This is a genomic window from Paenisporosarcina indica (genome assembly GCF_001939075.1).
GTDB lineage: Bacteria > Bacillota > Bacilli > Bacillales_A > Planococcaceae > Paenisporosarcina > Paenisporosarcina indica.
Genome location: NZ_MPTA01000003.1, coordinates 14,600 through 36,216, shown reverse-complemented (window position 1 = coordinate 36,216; position 21,617 = coordinate 14,600). Strand labels below are relative to the sequence as shown.

At 38.3% G+C, this 21,617-nt stretch carries 23 protein-coding genes; 14 read left to right on the top strand and 9 right to left on the bottom strand.

What is annotated here, in order from left to right:
* Positions 1-53 precede the first annotated feature (53 nt).
* Positions 54-1,286, bottom strand: coding sequence for an aminopeptidase (locus GY23_RS09560; protein ID WP_075619007.1), 1,233 nt, complete (start codon positions 1,284-1,286; stop codon positions 54-56).
* A gap of 163 nt (positions 1,287-1,449) precedes the next feature.
* Here GY23_RS09560 and GY23_RS09555 point away from each other — a divergent pair, with 163 nt between their 5' ends.
* Both GY23_RS09555 and GY23_RS09550 read left to right on the top strand, forming a co-directional pair.
* Positions 1,450-2,544, top strand: coding sequence for a carbohydrate kinase (locus tag GY23_RS09555; RefSeq protein WP_075619006.1), 1,095 nt, complete (start codon positions 1,450-1,452; stop codon positions 2,542-2,544).
* The gene (locus GY23_RS09550; RefSeq protein ID WP_075619005.1) at positions 2,545-3,459 is read left to right on the top strand and encodes a pseudouridine-5'-phosphate glycosidase; all 915 of its coding nucleotides are present in this window, start codon (positions 2,545-2,547) and stop codon (positions 3,457-3,459) included.
* 105 nt (positions 3,460-3,564) lie between these two features.
* On the opposite strand, the gene GY23_RS09545 is transcribed toward GY23_RS09550, so the two are convergent.
* Complete coding sequence (locus tag GY23_RS09545; RefSeq protein ID WP_075619004.1) at positions 3,565-3,786, bottom strand: DUF1128 domain-containing protein; 222 nt, start codon at positions 3,784-3,786, stop codon at positions 3,565-3,567.
* A 146-nt stretch (positions 3,787-3,932) separates the two neighbouring features.
* Here GY23_RS09545 and GY23_RS09540 point away from each other — a divergent pair, with 146 nt between their 5' ends.
* Complete coding sequence (locus GY23_RS09540; protein ID WP_245827632.1) at positions 3,933-4,427, top strand: YtxH domain-containing protein; 495 nt, start codon at positions 3,933-3,935, stop codon at positions 4,425-4,427.
* Positions 4,428-4,445: 18 nt separating this feature from the next.
* Positions 4,446-5,420: a YihY/virulence factor BrkB family protein gene (locus tag GY23_RS09535; protein ID WP_075619003.1), complete on the top strand. Its 975-nt coding sequence runs from the start codon at positions 4,446-4,448 to the stop codon at positions 5,418-5,420.
* Positions 5,421-5,445: 25 nt separating this feature from the next.
* Here GY23_RS09535 and GY23_RS09530 read toward each other — a convergent pair whose 3' ends face one another.
* Positions 5,446-6,987, bottom strand: a complete 1,542-nt coding sequence (locus GY23_RS09530; protein ID WP_075619002.1) for a fumarate hydratase — start codon at positions 6,985-6,987, stop codon at positions 5,446-5,448.
* Between the two features lie 169 nt (positions 6,988-7,156).
* Positions 7,157-7,342: an SE1561 family protein gene (locus GY23_RS09525; protein WP_075619001.1), complete on the bottom strand. Its 186-nt coding sequence runs from the start codon at positions 7,340-7,342 to the stop codon at positions 7,157-7,159.
* 470 nt (positions 7,343-7,812) lie between these two features.
* Here GY23_RS09525 and GY23_RS09520 point away from each other — a divergent pair, with 470 nt between their 5' ends.
* The 3 genes from GY23_RS09520 to GY23_RS09510 all read left to right on the top strand — a co-directional run bounded on the left by GY23_RS09520 (position 7,813) and on the right by GY23_RS09510 (position 11,579).
* Complete coding sequence (locus GY23_RS09520) at positions 7,813-8,991, top strand: MFS transporter (RefSeq protein ID WP_075619000.1); 1,179 nt, start codon at positions 7,813-7,815, stop codon at positions 8,989-8,991.
* Between the two features lie 426 nt (positions 8,992-9,417).
* Positions 9,418-10,506, top strand: coding sequence for an N-acetyltransferase DgcN family protein (locus GY23_RS09515; RefSeq protein WP_075618999.1), 1,089 nt, complete (start codon positions 9,418-9,420; stop codon positions 10,504-10,506).
* Entirely contained in the window at positions 10,503-11,579 is a 1,077-nt protein-coding gene (locus GY23_RS09510; RefSeq protein ID WP_211270665.1) for an alanine/ornithine racemase family PLP-dependent enzyme, read from the top strand. The genes GY23_RS09515 and GY23_RS09510 overlap by 4 nt, the downstream gene beginning before the upstream one ends.
* A gap of 234 nt (positions 11,580-11,813) precedes the next feature.
* Here GY23_RS09510 and ypfJ read toward each other — a convergent pair whose 3' ends face one another.
* The 4 genes from ypfJ to GY23_RS09490 all read right to left on the bottom strand — a co-directional run bounded on the left by ypfJ (position 11,814) and on the right by GY23_RS09490 (position 15,968).
* The gene (gene ypfJ, locus GY23_RS09505) at positions 11,814-12,668 is read right to left on the bottom strand and encodes a KPN_02809 family neutral zinc metallopeptidase (RefSeq protein WP_075618998.1); all 855 of its coding nucleotides are present in this window, start codon (positions 12,666-12,668) and stop codon (positions 11,814-11,816) included.
* A 127-nt stretch (positions 12,669-12,795) separates the two neighbouring features.
* Positions 12,796-14,166 carry a 23S rRNA (uracil(1939)-C(5))-methyltransferase RlmD gene (rlmD, locus tag GY23_RS09500; RefSeq protein WP_075618997.1) on the bottom strand — a complete coding sequence of 457 codons (1,371 nt, stop codon included), beginning with the start codon at positions 14,164-14,166 and terminating at the stop codon, positions 12,796-12,798.
* Between the two features lie 51 nt (positions 14,167-14,217).
* The gene (locus tag GY23_RS09495; protein WP_075618996.1) at positions 14,218-15,021 is read right to left on the bottom strand and encodes a polysaccharide deacetylase family protein; all 804 of its coding nucleotides are present in this window, start codon (positions 15,019-15,021) and stop codon (positions 14,218-14,220) included.
* 47 nt (positions 15,022-15,068) lie between these two features.
* The gene (locus tag GY23_RS09490) at positions 15,069-15,968 is read right to left on the bottom strand and encodes a TIGR01777 family oxidoreductase (RefSeq protein ID WP_075618995.1); all 900 of its coding nucleotides are present in this window, start codon (positions 15,966-15,968) and stop codon (positions 15,069-15,071) included.
* Between the two features lie 123 nt (positions 15,969-16,091).
* Between GY23_RS09490 and recX the strand changes: the two genes are divergently transcribed.
* Genes recX through GY23_RS09475 form a run of 3 tightly spaced genes read left to right on the top strand, consistent with a single transcriptional unit; the run spans position 16,092 to position 17,497 of the window.
* Positions 16,092-16,904: a recombination regulator RecX gene (gene recX / locus GY23_RS09485; RefSeq protein ID WP_211270664.1), complete on the top strand. Its 813-nt coding sequence runs from the start codon at positions 16,092-16,094 to the stop codon at positions 16,902-16,904.
* Entirely contained in the window at positions 16,894-17,226 is a 333-nt protein-coding gene (locus GY23_RS09480) for a YfhH family protein (RefSeq protein ID WP_075618994.1), read from the top strand. Before recX ends, GY23_RS09480 begins: the two co-directional genes overlap by 11 nt.
* A gap of 1 nt (position 17,227) precedes the next feature.
* Positions 17,228-17,497, top strand: coding sequence for a YfhJ family protein (locus GY23_RS09475; protein ID WP_075618993.1), 270 nt, complete (start codon positions 17,228-17,230; stop codon positions 17,495-17,497).
* A 63-nt stretch (positions 17,498-17,560) separates the two neighbouring features.
* Here GY23_RS09475 and GY23_RS09470 read toward each other — a convergent pair whose 3' ends face one another.
* Entirely contained in the window at positions 17,561-18,541 is a 981-nt protein-coding gene (locus GY23_RS09470) for a metal-dependent hydrolase (RefSeq protein WP_075618992.1), read from the bottom strand.
* 149 nt (positions 18,542-18,690) lie between these two features.
* Between GY23_RS09470 and mutY the strand changes: the two genes are divergently transcribed.
* The 4 genes from mutY to ntdP all read left to right on the top strand — a co-directional run bounded on the left by mutY (position 18,691) and on the right by ntdP (position 21,570).
* Positions 18,691-19,791 (top strand): A/G-specific adenine glycosylase, encoded by a 1,101-nt coding sequence (gene mutY / locus GY23_RS09465; protein ID WP_211270663.1) that lies wholly within the window; start codon positions 18,691-18,693, stop codon positions 19,789-19,791.
* Complete coding sequence (gene fabL / locus GY23_RS09460; RefSeq protein WP_075618991.1) at positions 19,754-20,500, top strand: enoyl-[acyl-carrier-protein] reductase FabL; 747 nt, start codon at positions 19,754-19,756, stop codon at positions 20,498-20,500. The genes mutY and fabL overlap by 38 nt, the downstream gene beginning before the upstream one ends.
* A gap of 67 nt (positions 20,501-20,567) precedes the next feature.
* Positions 20,568-20,885 carry a gamma-type small acid-soluble spore protein gene (locus tag GY23_RS09455; protein ID WP_075618990.1) on the top strand — a complete coding sequence of 106 codons (318 nt, stop codon included), beginning with the start codon at positions 20,568-20,570 and terminating at the stop codon, positions 20,883-20,885.
* Between the two features lie 139 nt (positions 20,886-21,024).
* On the top strand, positions 21,025-21,570 hold the full coding sequence (gene ntdP / locus GY23_RS09450; protein ID WP_075618989.1) for a nucleoside tri-diphosphate phosphatase: 546 nt from the start codon (positions 21,025-21,027) through the stop codon (positions 21,568-21,570).
* Positions 21,571-21,617: the final 47 nt, after the last annotated feature.

Sequence of the window (21,617 nt, the reverse complement as noted above, 5' to 3'; positions counted from 1 at the left end):
CATGAAATAAGAGAATTTAGAAGTCCTAACAACTAACTGGTTAATATTGACGATTAAAACGCCCAGTTGCCGCCACGGAATATAGGTTCTTTCGAGCCGTCTTCTTTAATACCATCAATATCCATTTGGTCAGAGCCAATCATAAAGTCAACGTGTGTGATACTTTGGTTTAACCCATTTTCTTTTAGTTCTTCTTGTGACATTTTTTTGCCGCCTTCTAAACAGAATGCATACGCACTCCCGATTGCTAAATGGTTTGAAGCATTTTCATCAAATAGTGTGTTGTAAAAAAGTAATCCTGATTGAGAAATAGCTGATTCATGAGGAACTAAAGCAACTTCTCCTAAGTATTTCGACCCTTCATCAGTATCCACCAATTGTTGCAATACTTCTTGTCCTTCTTCAGCCTTAACGCTAACAATGCGTCCAGCCTCAAATGTGACTTGGAAGTTATCAATTATATTGCCACCATAGCTTAATGGTTTCGTGCTAGATACAACCCCATTTACCCCAGTTTTCAAAGGCACGGTAAACACTTCTTCGGTAGGCATATTTGCCATGAATGTTTCGCCTTTTTCATTCACACTACCAGCACCACACCATAGATGTCCACTAGGTAATTCAATAGTCAAGTCAGTTCCTGGTGCTGTGTAGTGAAGTTTGTGATATTTCTTCTCGTTCAAGTAATGGACTTTTTCATGAAGTGTTTCATCATGTTTCAACCAAGCATCGATTGGAGATTCTAAATCTGCACGTACAGCTTTAAAAATAGCTTCCCATAAAGCTGAAACTTGTTTTTCTTCTGGCAATTCTGGGAATACTTTAGAGGCCCAAGCTTTCGAAGGAGCAGCAATAACTGTCCAGCTAATTTTATCTGATTGAACATATTGACGATATTTATTGAGTGCTGTTCCAGCTGCTTTTTGGAAAGCAGCAATACGAGAGGACTCAATTCCTTTTAAAAGATCAGGACTTGAAGATACCACACTCATAAATGCAGCACCTTGTTCTGCCAGTTGTTCACGCTCTTGAACTTTCCAAGCTGGAAACTCACTGAATGAATCACTTGGTGCTAATTCATAACGTGTACGTGAAATAACGTCATCAGACCAATCTACAAATACTTGTTTTGCACCTACTTCATAGGCAATCTTCGTTAATAAACGAACAAATTCAGGATTGTCGATAGAGGCAGCGATGTATAAACTTTGCCCTGGCTGAATGTTTACTCCTACTTTTACAGCTAATTCAGCGTATTTCGTTAATTTCTCATTAAAAGTTGTCATTTGTAAGTCTCCTTCTATACAGTCTATTCCTATAGTAGCAATATTCGAAGGAGTAAATCAATTACAAAATTCGTAAGACGAAAGAACTTTGTAATGAAATTAAGAGTTGCAAAATTCCTAACAAAAGTTTATATTATAAACAAATGTTAAAAAAGGTGATGTAATGAATGAAAAAGAGAAGGCAATCATGGATATGATTGGCCAAAATCCATTTTTGTCACAAAAAGAAATGTCTGAAGCATTAAACATCTCAAGGCCTGCATTAGCCAATTTAATATCCGGTTTAATGAAGCAAGGGAAAATTGCCGGACGGGCCTACATTTTACAAGAAGAAAAAGAAATTCATTGTATTGGTGGAGCAAACGTTGATCGGAAATTTCATTTGCAACAGAATGTTCAGCATGGTACTTCTAACCCCGCAAATGTAACTGAAAGCGTTGGAGGAGTTGCTCGAAATATTGGTGAGAACTTAGGCCGTCTTGGACATAAAGTACGATTATTTACAACAGCAGGAAAAGATGCTGATTGGCAAACGATTGAAACTGCTTCGCAGGGTTTTATAAATTTGCAATCGATTAATCAACTATCCAATCACGGTACAGGTTCTTATTCGGCTGTACTAGATCCAACGGGTGAATTGGTACTCGCAATGGCGAACATGGGTGTATATGAGGAATTAACACCTGCCTACCTTCAAAGATATGAAATGATTTTAAGTGGTTCTACTCTTATAATAATCGACTTAAACTGTCCGAAAGAAACTGTGATGTTCATGAAGGAGTTTGCTCTTTCAAAACAAATTCCATTTGCCATTGTACCCGTTTCATCGCCAAAAATGGATAGAATGCCGGACGATTTGCAAGGAGTGACGTGGCTTATATGCAATCGTGACGAAGCGGAAACTGCTTTGCAAATGAAGATAGATAAGACTGAACATTTTAATCAAGCAGTTATTGCTTTCCTGGAAAAGGGTGTAGAAAATGTTGTAATCACAGCAGGGGGCAATGGGGTTTATGTTGGTACTTCAAATGAAGATGTATTCCATATGCCAGCCCATAAAACATCCTTGATTGAAGATGTTACAGGTGCAGGAGACGCGTTTGTTGGAGCAACACTTCATGGATGGTTAGCAGGAATGCCGGTTAGACAAGCCATTCAGGCGGGACTTATGAACGCATCTAAAACGTTATCTTCGCCTTATACAGTAAGAACTGAACTATCAGCAACACGTTTGAAATTAGAAATGGAGGAATTATAAATGAAACAATATATTTCATATTCAACAGAGGTTAAGGAAGCATTAGAATCAGGCAAAGCCATCGTAGCACTTGAATCGACAATTATTTCACACGGAATGCCATATCCACAAAACGTTATAACTGCAAGAGAAGTGGAACAGATTATTCGTGACAACGGTGCAGTGCCTGCAACCATTGCTATTTTGGATGGTCAAATAAAAATTGGCCTATCAGATGAAGAACTAGAAGTGCTAGGAAATAGCCCAGATGTGGCAAAAGCTTCACGCCGTGACCTAGGTTACTTATTAGCAACTAAACAAAAGGGTGCCACGACAGTTGCTGCTACCATGATTTGTGCAGATTTAGCTGGTATTCGCGTGTTCGTAACGGGCGGTATTGGTGGTGTACATCGTGGTGCTGAAACGACGATGGATATTTCAGCTGATTTAGAAGAATTGGCTCAAACAAATGTAGCTGTTATCTGTGCAGGTGCAAAATCGATTTTGGATATTGGACTAACACTTGAATTTTTAGAAACGAAAGGTGTTCCAGTAGTTGGATACCAAACTGACGCGCTACCAGCATTCTACACACGCACAAGCCCATTTGATGTAAACTTCCGTGCAGATGATGCGGAAACAGTTGCGGCTATGTTAAAAGCGAAATGGGATTTAAAATTACAGGGTGGTGTAGTTATCGCCAATCCAATTCGCGTTGAAGATGCAATGGAGGAGTCTTTTATTACAAATATCATTGAAAAAGCTTTGGCTGAAGCTGATGAAAAAGGTATTGCGGGTAAAAATGTTACTCCTTTCTTACTTGGAAAAGTAAAAGAATTAACAGAAGGAAAGAGCCTAGTTGCAAACATTGCTCTTGTAAAACATAATGCGGTAGTGGGATCAGGAATTGCTGTTGCATATCAAAAGCTTATTTAAATTTTTTACAGTGACTTGTGTAAAACCACTTGCAAAATTTTAGTATATCCAAAAAAGTGAAAAAGAGTGACCCAAATATTTGGGTCACTCTTTTTTTATTTGCATTTATTTACGTAAAGATCCTAATTCAACTGCAATTGCCTGCATTTCACTTGGACTAAATGTATTGCGCTTCATAACCATGGTATATAAATAGTGTAAATCATCATACTGAGTATCATCAAAGTGTTCTGATTTCATTGCGTCTACATTAACCATGCGCAATTTATCTTTGATTTGTTCAATCATATATTCAACATTTTCTTGAGAAGGCTGTATTAAATTCATTTCATTTCCTACCTTTCGAACCATTTGGTCAATCATTTCACTTACCAGAAAATTTGTCAAATTAATATTCGATCTAGTTTTAAAAACGAAAAATTGGGTATATTAAAGCACATTGACGTATCAAAATAATTTTGGGAGGTATTATGATGACTGTAAGCAAAAATGTAAACACGCATGCAAACAAAAATGAAAAAACGAATGCCAGCAAAAATGAAAACAAAAAATCAAATAAGTTTGTAAAAGGTATGGCTTTTGGGGCAATTGCAGGAGCAGGTATCAGCTTATTAGACAAATCAACACGTAGCGAAATGATGAATAAAGTTAAATCGGCTTCAACATATGTTAAATATTATGTACAAAACCCTGAAGACTTAAAAGCAAAAGTTCAAGAAAAAACGGATAAACTAACATCCATGTATACGCAGTTTTCGCTAGACGCAAAAACTTTTTCAGAAAAAGTAAATGAATTTAAAACATTAACACCACAAGTGAAAACTTTAGTAACAGATACGAAAGATGCTTTTACACAATCAAAAGAAGAATATAAAACACTGGTTAAAGACGAAGAAAAACCAAAAGAAGATGCCTTCTTAATGCCAATAATTCCTGAGCAATTGTTTGCAAACAATCATCTCAACTAAGAAAGGGGATGTATATATATGGCAAACGAGGGCGAACCGATTCAACCGAGAGGGAGCCAAAAGTCCCGTTCCAAATTCAATTTTTTAAGTAAGTTAAAACTGATGAATTTTAAGAAGAAAAATAAATCTGATGATCCTTTTGATGTAACCACATCAAAAGGATTCTTTCAGGAATTGTTGGCTAATATACAACATGTAGACGTAACTGCACTTGGTGCCCAATTAGCATTTTTTTTCTTGTTGGCATTATTTCCTCTACTCATTTTCATGGTAACACTTTTGCCTTATTTAAATTTGCCCGAAGAACAGTTATTTAGTTTTTTACTTACATATGCACCCGAAGAAGTTTATCTATTAATTGAAAATACATTAGATGAAGTACTTGATTCGCGCCAAGGTGGGCTATTATCCATCGGGTTTTTAGCAACAATTTGGTCCGCTTCAAATGGGATGAATGCTTTAATCAAATCACTAAATCGTTCTTATGATATAGAAGAAACACGACCTTTTATTATAGCTCGAGGCATTTCTGTAATCTTTACTTTACTATTAATCTTATTGTTTATCATTGCGTTAATACTACCTATCTTTGGAAAACAAATTGGATCAATTTTGTTTTCATATTTAGGATATGAATCTGGGTTTCTCGAGGTGTGGGGAAACATTCGTTGGACCATTCCCCCGATAATGATTTTTATTGTATTCATGTTGCTGTATTGGATAGCTCCAAACCGTAAATTATATTTAAAGAGTGTAATACCTGGGGCTATCTTTGCAACACTCGGATGGATTCTCGTTTCCTATGCATTTTCATTGTATGTTAGTAGTTTTGCCAACTATTCGGCCACTTATGGAAGTATCGGAGGAATCATTGTTCTCATGATGTGGCTTTATTTCTCAGGAATCATCCTAATGGTGGGTGGGCAAATAAATGCGGTTATGCAACAGCGAAAAGAAAAATTAGCGATGAAAAAAGCAGGAGCCGTCGTATAGACGCTCCTGCTTTCTTTAACCAATCTTATTTATATACTCGTTCGCTATATTGTGATAGTTTTTCCAATGAAGATTTATCTACATCTGCATGTAAACTGTTGCCGTGAGAATCCATCGTAACTACTGCTGTGAAGTCTTCTACACGTAAATGCCACATTGCTTCAGGAATACCAAACTGCATTAAATCGACACCTTCAACGCCTTTTATGCAATCTGCATAGTATTGAGCAGCACCACCGATAGCGTTCAAGTACACACCGCCATGCTCATGAAGTGCAGCCAGTGTTTTTGGTCCCATTCCGCCTTTACCCATAACGGCACGGATGCCGAATTTTTTCATGATGTCACCTTGGTAAGGTTCCTCACGAATTGATGTAGTTGGACCTGCCGCTTTAATTTGCCAATTGCCTTCTTCATCTTTTGCAACAACCGGACCACAGTGATAAATAATTTGCCCATTTAAATCAAGAGGTGCGTCGTGATCAGATAAGTAACTATGAATCGCATCACGACCTGTGTACATCATCCCACTAATTTTGACAACATCGCCAACATGTAATTGACGAATTTCTTCTTCACTGATTGGAGCACGAAGTTCAACAATTCGAGATGCTGCTTCTTCGACAGAATCATCTGCACCATCGTTATTAAATTCAACTTTCTCGCCTTCTTGGTATTGCCATTCATTGATTTCACCAGTTGTAGGGTTAATGTTAATCCCTAAACGACGGTAAGCCCAACAATTATAGGCAACAGAAACAAAGAAACTTGCAGGGATTCGGTGCATTACACCAATCTTGCAACCTAGTAAAGTAGCTTCTCCACCAAAGCCCATTGTTCCAATACCTAATGTGTTTGCTTTTTCGACAATATACTCTTCGAGTTCTGCAAGTTGAGCATGTGGGTTCACATCATCAACTGAGCGGAATAATTGCTCTTTAGCTAAATCATATCCTGAAGAACGATCGCCTCCAATTCCTACACCGATAAATCCAGCTGAACAACCTTGTCCTTGGGCTTGATAGACAGAGTGAAGGATACATTTACGAATTCCATCCAGGTTACGTCCAGCTTTTCCGATTCCTTCTAAATCAGCAGGAAGGCTATATTGAATATTCTTGTTTTCGCAACCGCCACCCTTAAGGATTAGCTTCATATCTATGTAATCTTTTTCCCATTGTTCAAACTTTACGACTGGAAGTCCAACACCTAAGTTATCACCACTGTTTTCCCCAGTCAGCGAATCTACTGCGTTAGGACGTAACTTTGCATTTTTAGTAGCTGTAATCATTGCGCGTTTTATTGCAGCTTTAATTTCTAGTTGATTAACCCCAATTGGTGTCTTGATTTTAAAAGTAGGGAGACCAGTATCTTGGCAAATAGGTGAAACGTTTTCTTCGGCCATTTGGATATTATTTGTAATTGTGTCTAAACTCATCGCAGCTCGTGTTCCAGCATTTTCTGCTGCTTTTGCTTTTCGAACTACACGGCGCACATCTTTAGGTAAGTTCGTCGATGTTTCGGTAATCAACTCATAAATGCTTTTTTCTAATATTTCTAAGTACATGTTTGTGGAGCTCCTCTCATTAAATGCTTAGTAATATTTCCATCCTCCATTATACTCTTTTCACTACTAAATAAAAGGAATGGATTACTCGGAGGGAAGATAGAAGGAGGAGGAGAGGGTTCTGTGATGCTATAGAAAAAGAGAGCGCCAAAGGGCACCCTCTACACGGTCATTCAGAGTCGTTTTTAAATTGTTCCATTTTTTCTTCTAATTCATCCATCATCGCGATGAGACGATCAATATCTTCAAGTTCAGTCGTTTCTGGTTCAATTGAATCTAATACTTCTAAGAAGATGTGTAGACGTTCTTTTAAGTAAGTGACTTGTTGATCTTTGTTTGAAATAGCCTTGCCCATGTGAGAACACCTCGCTTTACACATACATCGTAGCTCATTTCCTTGGGATTTTCAACTCCGAGTAGGACATAAGAAACATTTTAAAGAAAAGTGTATTTTGAATATTTACAAAATTTAAAATGCGTGATAAAGTAAACTTACTTCAACAAGAAAAGGAGGTTGTAGCTAACCGTCGAAAACATTGATCAGTCAGAAGGAGGGGGTTCGGACATTTCACCGGCACAACAGCCGTGAATCGATATATGGATACTCAATTCGAAATTAGTGATATTTAGAAGGCTCAGCCAATCATCTGTTCGCAGATCTTAGACTGAGCCTTTTATATTGTCTAAAAGTTTTCTAGCTTTCTAGAGGTTCAATTACATTCTTATCCAAGTTAATGCACCGATTCTTTTTTTATTATGCTAAAATTGTATCGAACGAAATCAAAAGACATCACTCTTTCGATTTAACGGTACAGGAGGCATCTTATGAATCATTTTACTTCAATGGAAAAAAGACGTTTTATTATTCTTGTCATTATTGTATCCATTTCAGGATTTTCTCAAGGCATGTTGTTGCCACTAATCTCGATTATTTTTGAGCAAGATGGATTATCATCTGCATTAAATGGATTAAATGCAACTGGTTTATACATAGGAACAATATTAATCTCACCATTTATGGAGCAACCCTTACGGAAGTTTGGGTACAAACCAATCATCGTTGTGGGAGGTCTATTAGTTTTTGTCTCACTCTTATTATTTCCTTTATGGAAAAGCGTTATATTTTGGTTTATTTTACGATTGCTAATAGGAATCGGAGACCATGCACTTCATTTTTCAACGCAAACATGGATCACAAGTTTTTCGTCTAAAGAGCGTTTAGGGAGAAACATTGCTTTGTACGGTTTATCTTTTGGTGTGGGGTTTGCAGCAGGCCCTTTATTTGTACCTCTCGTGAATGTTTTTGAGGGATTACCATTTATCGTATCAGGTGTTCTATGTTTGTCTGCCTGGTCACTTGTATTTTTCCTGGACAATGATTTTCCAGGGCATATGCATGAAACCTCAACAATGCGAGGGACGTGGGCTCGTTTTGGGGCAACGATTGGATTTGCATGGATAGCGTTCATTCCTCCTTTTGGATATGGTTTTTTGGAGTCTAGCCTACATGCTATTTTCCCGGTATATGCTTTAAGAAATGAAGTCGATGTGTCGATGGTGTCAATGATTCTGGCAGCATTTTCGACAGGTGGAATTTTATCGCAGTTACCACTAGGTGCTTTGAGTGATCGAATCGGCCGAAAAAAAGTGATACTCTTTGCGTTATTTGGTGGTGCTTTTTCCTTTGGTGGAGCGGCACTCCTAGAAAATAATATGTGGACACTTATTGGGGCGTTTTTACTCGCTGGTTTATGTGTAGGTTCTACATTTTCCCTTGGAATTTCCTATATGACCGATTTAACCCCAAAAACATTATTACCAACGGGGAATTTATTATGTGGGATTTTCTTCAGTCTAGGTAGTCTATCGGGTCCATTTATGGGTGGACTATTTTTGGAGCTGGTTGAAGGAGTCAGTTTTTTATGGCTCGTATCTTTGTTTTTACTGACATTAAGTCTACTTAGTTTGGCGCAACCGAAAAAAAAGCAAATTCAATTGATGTGAAAATCAATTTAGAAATTTAGTAATAGATACTGGAAAGCAGAAGAGAATTGTGAATTAATATGTCTTCAAACTATCTAAGTAACCAGGTGAATTTAAATTACTTGGTAATGAATAAATATGAATAGGTATTGGGATCCTACTTAGTGTCGTGGACAGATTCATAGGAACGGGAAACTGCTAAAGAAGAATGACGAGGATGGTTAGTTCCCGAATACTACAGAATTCTTCTAAGCAACCAAACTGTAACTGTGCTATAATAATTATATGGAAACAACTGTATATCATGGAAAATACCTTGCATTTTTTAGAATCTTTGCCGATTGGCTGTCTGTGTTCTAGAAATTATATAGGTATTTTTTTATTTCCAACGATATTCAACTTTCTTCCTAGAACGTGGACGGAAAAAGAATGATTGGAGGAAAAATGATGAAAAAAACTGCGCTTATTTATTGTGAAAACAATTTTGGAGATATGGATGGAAAAACCGCGAACGGACTAATACGAACTTCAGGTAAATATGAAATAGTCGGGGTTATTGATAGTACGAAGGCAGGAATGGATTCTGGAGAATTTTTAGAAGGTGTAAATAACGGGATCCCAATTTTTGTGAGTTTGGAAAATGCTCTGCAAAAACTTAAGCAAGTACCTAACAAGTTCATCTATGGCATTGCACCTGCGGACGCTTTTCTAAAAGAAACTGAGAGAGAAATCATTCTTAAAGCCATGAAACAAGGCATGAACATTGTAAATCCAATGCATGAGTTTCTAACAGAAGATGAGGAATTCATGGCATCTGCTGCTATGTATGGAGTCCATATTGAGGATGTTCGGATGCCGCCATTGAAAAAAGATTTACATCTATTTTCTGGTCGGATTCTGCATATTCATACCCCAATAGTAGCAGTACTTGGGACGGATGGAGCGGTAGGAAAGAGAACGACATCAGTCATACTTGAAAGTGCATTGAGAGACAAAGGATTGACCGTGGCGTTCATAGCGACCGGACAAACGGGATTGATTCAGGGAGCGAAATATGGTGTAGCCATCGACGCTATTCCTTCGCAATATATAACCGGTGAGATTGAAAATGAAATAATGAAAGCCCATGACGAAGAAAATCCGGACATCATCATCGTGGAAGGACAGGGAGCTTTAAGTCATCCAGCCTATATCAGTTCAAGCGGAATTCTTAAGGGTTCAAGACCGGGAGCCGTCATCGTTCAGCATCCGCCAAAACGAAAAAACCTTGGAGATTTCCCTTTCATGCCTATGCCGACTATAAAAAGTGAAATTGAGCTAATCGAAAGTTTTTCAGGTTCCAAAGTCGTGGCAATTACAATCAATCACGAAAACATGTCGGATAAAGAAATCAATAACGTAGTTAGAGAGTATGAACAGCAACTCGGTCTGCCGACTATGGATGTGTTAAAACATGGCAGTGAAAAGCTTGTAGAAAGTATTTTTGAAGTCTTTCCTTCCCTCGCGAGCCAACAAAAGAACGTACTTGTCAATTGATCCGAAACGTTGCACCAAGGATTGAAATCAATCTGGCAAAAATCGCACATAATGCTGATATTCTTTTGAACCTTTACGACTCAAAAGGAGTGGGGCTCATGGCAGTGACAAAAGGTGTTTGCGGGAGTCCAAAAATTGCACGAGTTTTGGTCGCTCAGGGCATACAGATTCTTGGGGACTCCAAACTGAAAAACCTGAAGAAAATGCGTGATGCAAAAATTGGTGCCGAATATGTATTGTTGAGGTCACCGGCTCTAAGTGAAGTTGAATCCGTCGTCGACTATGCGGATATCAGCCTGAACACGGAGCTCGTAATCATCAAAAGACTTTCAGACATCGCACTAAATCGAAAAAAAATGCACAAAATCATTTTGATGGTGGAAATGGGTGATTTAAGAGAAGGAATAATGCCAGAGGATTTGGAATCGTTCATCCAAAAAGTATTGGAGTTACCCGGAATCGATCTCGTGGGCATCGGCGCAAACTATGCATGTTTTGGTGGGGTCAAGCCCGACGAAGACAAGATGAAGAAGCTTTCTTCTCTTGCTGTCCAAATTGAGGAGAGATTCTCTTTGTCCCTTTCTTTTGTATCCGGTGGTAATTCAGCCAATCACAGTTGGCTGATGGCGACCGAAAGTTCTGGACGCATTAACAATCTAAGATTGGGCGAAGCCATCCTCCTTGGAAGGGAAACCCTTTCTCGGAAAGCCATCGCGGGTCTTTACACCGATGCGTTCACCTTTGTCTCCGAAGTCATCGAATCAAAGATTAAGCCTTCAGTGCCTTATGGTGAAATTGCCCAGAATGTCTTGGGAATCTTCCCACAGTTTGAAGAGCGAGGCAACATTCGCAGGGCTATTTTGGGCGTTGGGTTTCAGGATGCACTTATTTCAGGGCTGACACCTAAGCTGGACTTGGACATACTTGGTTCTAGCAGCGATCATACAGTTCTGGACGCGAAAAAAGTGAATCTATTAGTGGGTGATGAAGTCGCATTTTTCGTCAATTACGGTGCAATGCTTTCAGTCATGTCCTCCCCAAATATTTTCAAGAAATATATTTATACCTTATAAGAGAGAATCAACGTCGATAACTTTTAAAATATATTTTGAAGTTTAATAATCTTCGATTTCTCCCTCTTTTATCACATCTTATATTCCTCTTAATCCTAAGATACCCCCAAACAGTTAAGTAACTGATTGGAGGTATCTTTTATTTGATTACTCAAGTTACATTGAAAAGACATTTGATAAACAATACAAGTACACCGTTTGAACTTGCTGCATTATTTAGGGGAATTTATATGATCATAAATTTTTCGCTTTAAAAGTATCCCCATCCTTGATTGTGCCGGATTCGAATCCTTTCTTGAACCATCGCATACGTTGTTCAGAAGTACCATGTGTAAAACTTTCAGGGACTACATAGCCTTGAGCTTTCTTTTGGATATTGTCGTCACCGACGGCGCTTGCTGCAGTGATCGCTTCCTCAATATCCCCAACTTCAAGATAACCCCGGCCTTCAGCATAGTGGGCAAATACTCCGGCAAAATAGTCTGCCTGTAACTCAAGACGAATTAAGTACTGATTAAACTCTTCTTCGCTGAGTTTGTTACGCAGGTCATTTACTTTTTGATTGGTTCCCAGCAATGTCTGAACGTGATGGCCGACTTCATGAGCGACAACATAAGCCATCGCAAAGTCACCAGGAGCATTGAAATTTTGTTCCAACTCATCATAAAAACTAAGATCAATATATAGTTTATAATCACCTGGACAATAAAATGGACCTACAGAAGCCCCAGCAGTGCCACAAGCGGACTGGACCTGATCGTTATATAAAACCATTACAGGTACTTGATAATCTATCCCTTGTTGAGTAAAAAGCTCACTCCACACGACTTCGGTATCAGCCAATACAACTGATACGAAATCTGCTAATTCTTTTTCTTGTTCACTTTCCTCATAGGGAATTTCTGTATTGTTACTGGTGCCTTGGATGTTGTTCAGTATATCTCCTGGATTGCCTCCACCAATTAATGTCATGATAATCACTATGACTAAGCCAATCCCACCACCAGCAATTCCTATTCCACCTAAACCTCCACGTCGACCACGGCGGTCCTCGACGTTGGCGCTTTGCCCTCGACCTTTCCACTTCATCGAAATACCTCCCATAAGCCTTTTCATTACTAATTTACTTATTGACGTTATTCCCTACAATGAATCAAACTAATCCTAGATAAACGAAAAAAGCTGATTGGAATGATATGACATTCCGATCAGCTTTTTATTTTCGAACTAATAGAGTGACGCTTTCAATTTGTGCGGTTTGAGGGAACATGTCAACCGGTTGGATATACTCAATATCATACACTTTGGATAATGTCATTAAATCTTTTCCAAGTGTGGAAGGATTACATGATGTATAGACAAATCGCTTTGGTCGCACATTGATAATTGTCTGCAAGAGACTATCAGCTAATCCAGTACGCGGTGGATCGACTGTTAGGACGTCTGCTGAGAATCCATCACGACTCCATTTAGCCAGCCACTCTTCAGCTGTCCCGACTTCATAGGTAGCGTGTGTAAAGCCATGTTGTTCAGCATTTTTCTTAGCATCGAAAATACTATCAGAATTGATATCCATTCCACGTACCTCTTTTGCTTGATCCGCTAACCATAAACCGATTGTTCCTACGCCACAGTAAGCATCTACAATCGTTTCCTGACCGGTTAAGGCAGCAGCAGATTTAATTTCATTATACAAACGTACGGTTTGGGTAGGATTCAATTGGAAAAAGGCCCTAGCTGACAAATCAAATGACAGTTCACCTAGTTCTTCATGCAGTGTTTTTTTACCATGAAGAACAATTGTGCGATCTCCAAAAATCAACGAAGTTTGTTTAGGATTAACGTTTTGGACAATCGATACAATTGTAGGATCAATTGCAGCTAATTTATCGATAAGCAACTGACGTTTTGGCAATTCGGCAAGAGTGGTAACAAGCACTAACTGGATTTCACCAGTTTGGATACCAGTTCGCACCACAATTGTTTTGACTAAACCATTACGTGTTTCTTCGTCATAAATGGGTATTTTAAGCTTTTCCAAAATGCGTTTCACTTCATTGGTTACTCGAGTCGTGTTTGGATGTTGAACTCTACACTCGTCTATGTTTAAAAGTTCGTGGGTTCCTTCAGAATAAAGTCCCGCGTGTACTTTTTTGCCTTCTTTACGGACTTGGAACTGGCTTTTGTTACGGTAATGCCATGGGTTTTCCATACCTATTGTTGGACGAACGTCGATATGAGGAGCTAAGTCCTTAACATAACGTTCAAGTGATTGAACAATTAAATCACGTTTTTCAATCAGTTGTTGCTCATACGTCATATGTTGCAACTGACAACCTCCACATGTCTCGTAAACAGCACAAGGTGCCGCTTGTCGATGTGGGGAAGCTTTGCGAATCTGCAGTACTTTTGCTTCTGCAAAATTATGTTTTACAACTTGTACTTGAGCGGTAATTTCTTCTCCTGGAAGTGCCCCTTTTACAAAGACTACATTGCGTTTAAAATAGCCAATGCCTTCTCCGTTTATTCCAAGTCGCTTAATTGTCAAAGGGAATTTTTGACCGACTTCTATTAGTGTTTGTGACAAATTTCTTCACGTCCTTTACTACTTGTGACTATAGTATATAGGACAATGTGGTTAATGAAAAGAAACCGGGAAATCCATTGCTTTATTATAAAGAGATTCTATCGATGAGAATGTATACCCTTTAGCTTTTGCATCGCGAATAAAATCGGGTAGAGCTTGTGCATTATCTGGAGAAACAGTATGCATCAAAATAATAGCTCCCGGATGTATTTGACTCATTAAATGGTTATATGCATATGCTTTCCCTTGGGGGCGATCAGCATGCCAATCAACAAATGCTACTGACCAAAATACATGTCGATACCCAAGTTCATTTCCATAGGCAAGTAGATTTTCACTAAATACACCAGCAGGAGGGCGTACAAATCGTGTGCGCTCTATATTGGTGTTCTCTGCTAAGAGTTGATCGAATTTTTCCCATTCCTCTTTCATTCGGGCTTCTGACAAATTTGCCATGTTCGGATGACCATAGGAATGGTTACCAATTTCATGCCCTTCTTTTATCATTCGCTTCACCAAATCATCCGCACTGCGTAAATAATGACCCGTTAGAAAAAAAGTAACGGGCACTTTTTCTTTTTTTAACGTATCTAGTATGGTTGCCGTATATCCATTTTCAAAACCACTATCAAAAGTCAGGTACAGTACTTTTTCGTCCGGGGAACCTTTATAAAATGCACCATATTTTTTTAAGATTCCATCGAATGCACTACCAGCTTGGGCTTGTTGTTCCTGCTTGGCTTTTTGGAATCCCCAATGAAGTGATTCAGCCTCCACTTTGAATGGATTAAACATCAATCCTAGTACTATGATTAATACTGAAGTTGTAATTGCTAATAAATGTTTCCACCACATAAAAACGCAACCTTTCTTTTCTCATAGGTTGCGTTGTCTTCTAAGAATTATGCATAAATGTTTTGTAGAGCATTGCGTAAATCAGGAAAAGTAAATTTAAATCCATGAGTCAATAATTTTTCAGGCAAAACATGTTGACCTTCTAATACAAGTTGACTTTTATCTCCTAATGCTAGTTTCAAGGCAAAGGATGGAACTGGCATCCAATGCGGTCGATGTAAAACATCACCTAAAATTGTTCCAAATTCATTCATTTGTTTTGGGTCTGGAGAGGTTACATTAAACGGACCTTTAAAATCCTTATGTTCAATCACAAATAAAATTGCTTTTGCGACATCGGTTACATGCACCCAAGATACCCATTGTTTTCCTGATCCGACTCGACCACCAACCCCCATTTTATAGGGAAGTGCCATCAATGGAAGTGCCCCACTTTCTTTTCCTAGGATGATGCCAAAGCGTCCAGATGCCACACGTATCCCGAATTTCTCGGCTACAGAAGCTTTTTCTTCCCAATCCGTCACTGTTTTTGCTAGGAAATCTGTCCCATGTTGTAGTGAATTTTCAGTATAAGTAGCATGTTCGGAAGGTGGATAAATACCTATGGCACTAGCATTTACTAAAACAGAGGGTTTCTGTTTAACTTTTTCCAGCAAATAAAGCACTTCATCTGTAGCTTTCATCCGACTGTCGTAAATGTTTAGTTTTTGTTGTTCTGTCCAGCGACCCTCATTAATCGAAACGCCTGCTAAATTAATCCACGCATCAATTCCATTTAAATATTGTTCTGGATTCGCGTCATCTGATAACCATTTCACCATATGTATTGGTGCGTTTGAAGGATGATTAGATCGCGTGAGGATATAAACTTCATGGCCATTTTCTGTCAATTGTTTGGTTAGCTCTTGTCCGACAAATCCACTTCCTCCAGTAATTGCTACTTTCATTTTTAGTCCTCCTTCATTCATCTTGTTATTTGTATAGTACCCGAATATACGCGAGTGTAGGCTAATGAATGTCTCAACAAATACGTGTATACTGTTAGAAGTAAAGAACACGAGGTGATAAGTTTGCCGATTATAACCAAAATTACACGTCAAAAAAACAATCCGGAACGTTATAACATTTATATAGAAGAAAACTATGCGTTTGCAGTGGATGAATCGTTGTTGATTAAATATCAATTGTCTAAAGACAAAGTTTTAGAGGACTGGGAACGCGACGAAATTTTATTTGATGATGAGGTACGAAAAGCTTTTAATAAAGCTCTGCATTTTCTAAGCTTTCGTATGCGAAGCGAACATGAAGTGAAAAAGAAACTAATAGATGCAGAGTATGGTGAAGCGGTCGTTTTAGAGGCAATTCAAAAATTGTATCAATTAGGATTTTTAAATGATGAATCTTTTTCAAGAGCATTACTCGAAACGCAAAAAAAGACCGGTAAAAAAGGACCGCGTGTGATTCAACAAGAGTTGAAGAAAAAGGGTATCAAAAAATCTCTACAAGAGGAAGTGCTTGAAACGTACACTGAAGAAGATCAAACTCAGATTGCACAAGGATTGGCTGATAAAATTGCCAACCAACAATCATCCAATACCCCAAGGCAAGTGAAACAAAAAATACAAGATACCTTGTTGCGCAAGGGGTACAACTATGCCATTATAAGCAAGGTTATTGCTGAAATTAACTTTGAGACAGAGACAGAAGAGTGGGAAGAAATGATCGCAAAACAAGGCGATAAAATCTGGAGAACCACCTCTTCTAAATACAAAGGATATGACCGTGTAAGAAGAGTCAAACAAGCCCTTTACCAAAAAGGATTCCCTTCTGAACAAATAGATATCTTTATTGAAAAAAAGGAGTTAGAAGAAGATGGCAATTGAAAAAAAATATAGTGAAATGACTGAACCAGAGTTGCGTCAAGAAATTGCGAATTTACTTGAAAAAGCAAGAAAGGCAAGTCAACTCGGTCACGTGAATGAATTTGCAGTTTTTGAAAGAAAAGCAGTAATGGCACAAGCCTATTTAGTAGATCCAGCTCAATTTGTGGCTGGAGAAGTTTACCGAATCGAGGGAGACCCGGGAGTCTTTTTCCAAGTGGATTATTTAAAAGGTAGATTTGCGTGGGGTTATCGAATGGGTGGAGAGAAGTATGCTGAAGCATTGCCGATTTCCATGTTAAAGCCATTAAAGGAGGGCAAATAGTATGGAAGAGCGTATCGAACTACTAGTACAAGAACTACTCGAAAAAAACGAAGTATTATCCGAATCTAAAGCACGGGTTTGGATTGAGTTATTATGGTCCGATTTTGAATCATCTTATGCAAAAGCTGGATATGATTATAAAGGTGCGGAAGTATCCGAAAAAATTATTCGCCAATGGATTGCAAGCTATGGAGATCGAATACATGAGTTTGCTGGGAATAATCCGAAATATGTACACTTATTAAATGTGGAAGACGATACCCTTAAGTGAGAAAGACGTCGCTCTTATTCAATAAAAAAACTTCAGCCTGCATGATAGCAGACTGAGGTTTTTCTAGTTGGACATAAAATCCATTTTTTTTCTGAGTTTATCTTCACTGAATATCCATCCAGTGTAGGAATTAAGTATTTCTAGTTCTTCATTTAGATGGACTACTGCAACAAATGGATAGTAATCATTACTTCGATAGCGAAGATCAATTAAACGTACTTCGTGTATATGGTCATGTTTTGCCATTTCCCAACGGTAAATAGGCGAAAAAGAGGTGAAAGCTTCCATGTTTTTATCTTTCAAAGCAGCACGTACTAAAGGAGAGTCAGGAATTTCCTTACGTTCAAATCGATCATAAATATTAATTGAACGCCCATAAGCTCGTCCTACATAATGATGGGAATCAGAAATAGCAGCAATACGCCATTGGAAAAATCGCATAGTTGGTGCAATAATGATTTCCTCTGCCGTTGGAATCGTATTTCTGACAGCGTGTCTGACAGCATTTTGAACCGCAAACCTCAGTACGTAATAGACAATAACGAGAGCGTATAATATAAGCATCGTTAATACTGAGTTTGAACCAAATGCCCAAAATAGCAAGGCTACTACGTGTAGTCCGAAAATAATGGGATCAAACGTATTGATTACTCCTAAAGCAACCCATTTATTTGAAAATGGACGCAAAGCTTGTGTTCCATACGCATTGAAAATATCGACAAATACATGTAGGAATACACCTAAAAATGTCCACAACCATAAATGTAGCAAATTGGCTTCAGGTATAATCAAATGAAGCACACCAGAAATAGCTAATGGCCATAATAAGACAGCTGGAATTGAATGTGTAATCCCACGATGGTGACGGATATATACCGCATTATTCCTTAATTTTAACACGGTATCTACGTCAGGTGCTAAGGATCCAACAATTACACCTGCTACTACGGCTGTTGAAGTCATCGTATGATTGGCAACGACCGGATCAATCATAGCGAGTCCCCCGATTGCAATGCCCATGACGATATGAGTTCCTGTATCCAATTGTTTCAACTCCTTTGAGGAGGGTTCCAAAATAATTTTAATCATCATTTTATAATAACAACGATGAATAAATATCAGTTTGATTGCTTTCTATCATTTGGTATACCCCAATTTTGTAGCATGTAATCAATAGAATGTAGGTGAAAGATTTGATTAAATTTAATAAACTCACATTTCGCCAGCAGTTAATCGAATGGTATTTGGCAGAAAAACGGAATCTGCCATGGAGAAATACATCTGATCCATATAAGATTTGGATATCGGAAATTATGCTGCAGCAAACTCGAGTGGATACAGTTATCCCATATTATAATCGATTCATAGACGCCTTTCCTACCATGTTAGATTTAGCAAATGCCAAAGAAGAACATTTGCTAAAACAATGGGAAGGGCTTGGCTACTATTCACGAGCAAGAAATTTACAAGCAGGCGTAAAAGAAGTAGTGGAGACCTATAACAGTGAGGTTCCAAAAACGAGAGAAGAAATTTCATCTTTGAAGGGTGTAGGTCCATATACAGCAGGTGCGATTTTAAGTATTGCTTATGGACGACCTGAACATGCTGTTGATGGAAATGTCATGCGTGTGCTGTCCCGCATTCTTCTTATAAAAGAAGATATTGCGAAACCCAAAACACGAAAAGTATTTGAACAAGCAGTTACTGAAATTATTGACCACGAGGATCCCTCCTCATTTAATCAGGGACTTATGGAATTAGGCGCAATCATTTGTACGCCAACATCACCAAAATGTTTGCTATGTCCTGTACGTGAAAACTGTGCTGCATTTTATGCAGGTGAGCAAGATCATTTGCCAATTAAAACAAAGAACAAAAAAACAAAAGCACTCCAGTATGATGTTTATATTACCCAAAACAGCAACAAACATTTATTAATGGAAAAAAGACCTGAAACAGGTCTCTTAGCGAACATGTGGCAGTTCCCAATGATTGAACGGTCTAATCATGAAATGGATACAATTCCAAAATTGCAAGATCAGTATTTTATACATTTTAACAAGGAAAATGAACTAGGTACTTTTAAACACATTTTTTCCCATTTAACATGGGAAATGAACTGTTTTGTAGGACATGCAGAGGAAGTAAGTCTGCCTGATCACTGTCAATGGTTATCGTTTGATGAAATAAAAGAAGTGCCAATGCCAGTATCAATGTTAAAAATTTGGCGAGCTTATGTTGAAAGGGGAAAAACACATGACATCGAACAAAGTAGCATTAGTGACAGGAAGTAGTAGAGGTTTAGGGAAAGCATTAGCCATTGAACTTGCAAAAAACGGATATGATATTGTAGTTAACTACGCACGAAGCAAAAACGCAGCACTTGAAACGGTGAAAGAAATCGAAGCACTCGGTCAAAAAGCATTGCTTGTACGTGCTAACGTAGGAGACGTTGAAAAATTAAAAGCCATGTTTGACACCATTCGTGAAGAATTTGGCCGTTTGGATGTATTTGTTAGCAACGCCGCTTCAGGAGTACTTCGTCCAGTAATGGAACTAGAAGAAACTCACTGGGACTGGACAATGAATATCAACGCAAAGGCCATGTTATTTGGTGCACAAGAAGCTGCAAAATTAATGGACCGTGGTGGAAAAATTGTGGGAATCAGTTCACTCGGCTCCATACGTTATTTAAAAAATTATACGACAGTTGGCGTATCTAAAGCAGCAATTGAATCACTTACTCGTTATTTGGCAGTGGAATTAGCTATAAAAGGAATTGCTGTTAATACGGTTTCGGGTGGTGCACTTGATACAGACGCCTTAAAACATTTCCCGAATCGCGAAGAATTATTAGAAGATGCGAGACAAAATACACCTGCTGGACGTATGGTGGAAATCGAAGATATGGTGAAAACAGCCATGTTCTTGATATCAGATGGGTCTGATATGATTCGTGGACAAACAATCATTGTGGACGGTGGACGTTCAATCGTTATGTGAAAAATTTTTATGAGAATAAGATTTCACTTACTTGCACACATTAATGAGCATGGAGGTGAAAACACACATGCCAAATAAAAATAACAGCAACCAACCAACTAACGCAGCTGAAGTAAGAAAACAAAATCAACAATCTTCACAAAAAGGTACAGCAGGAGCTAATCGTGCCGAGTTCGGATCAGAATTCGGAACTGAGTTCGCGTCACAAACAAATCCTTCAAAAACAAATGCATCTGAAGTGAGAAAACAAAACCAACAATCTGCACAAGGTCGCACTGAGTTCGGTTCTGAGTTCGCATCACAAACAAATGCACAAGAAGTACAAAAACAAAATCAACAATCTGCACAAAAAGCTCAAAATCGCTCAACAAATAATAATAAATAATTGGCTAAACACCACGAATCAGCGAGGGCATAATGCCTTCGCTGATTTTTTGCTATAGTTTTTCCCAAGAGGTTGTTATAATGAGTACATAATGCAAGTTGTATATACACTGTGCTTTGACGAAAAGGTGGGCTTAGGCATGTCAATACCAGCAGAAGGAGAAATGATTCAGATTCACAGTTACAAACATAACGGAAAAATCCACCGTGTCTGGCAAGAAACAATGGTTCTGAAAGGGACAAGAAATATTGTCATCGGCGGCAACGAACGCACTCTTGTTACCGAGTCTGACGGACGAACTTGGTTAACACGTGAACCATCTATTTGTTATTTTCATGCGGAACATTGGTTCAATATCATTTGTATGTTACGTGAAGATGGTGTGTACTATTACTGTAATATCAGTTCACCATTTATTTACGATAACCAATCTTTAAAATACATTGATTACGACTTAGATGTAAAAGTCTTTCCAGATATGACGTATACGATTCTGGATGAAGACGAATTTGAAGAGCATAAACAACAAATGAATTATCCTGAGGCCATTGATACGATTTTACATCGCAATGTAGATAAACTAATTAGTTGGATCAAACAACGTAAAGGACCATTTGCGCCCGACTTTATAGAAGTGTGGACGAACCGTTATCTGTTTCACAAGCAACTTCGAATACGTGAGTGAATGACACCTGTTGATTTCCAACAGGTTTTTCATTTGGAAAGGATGTA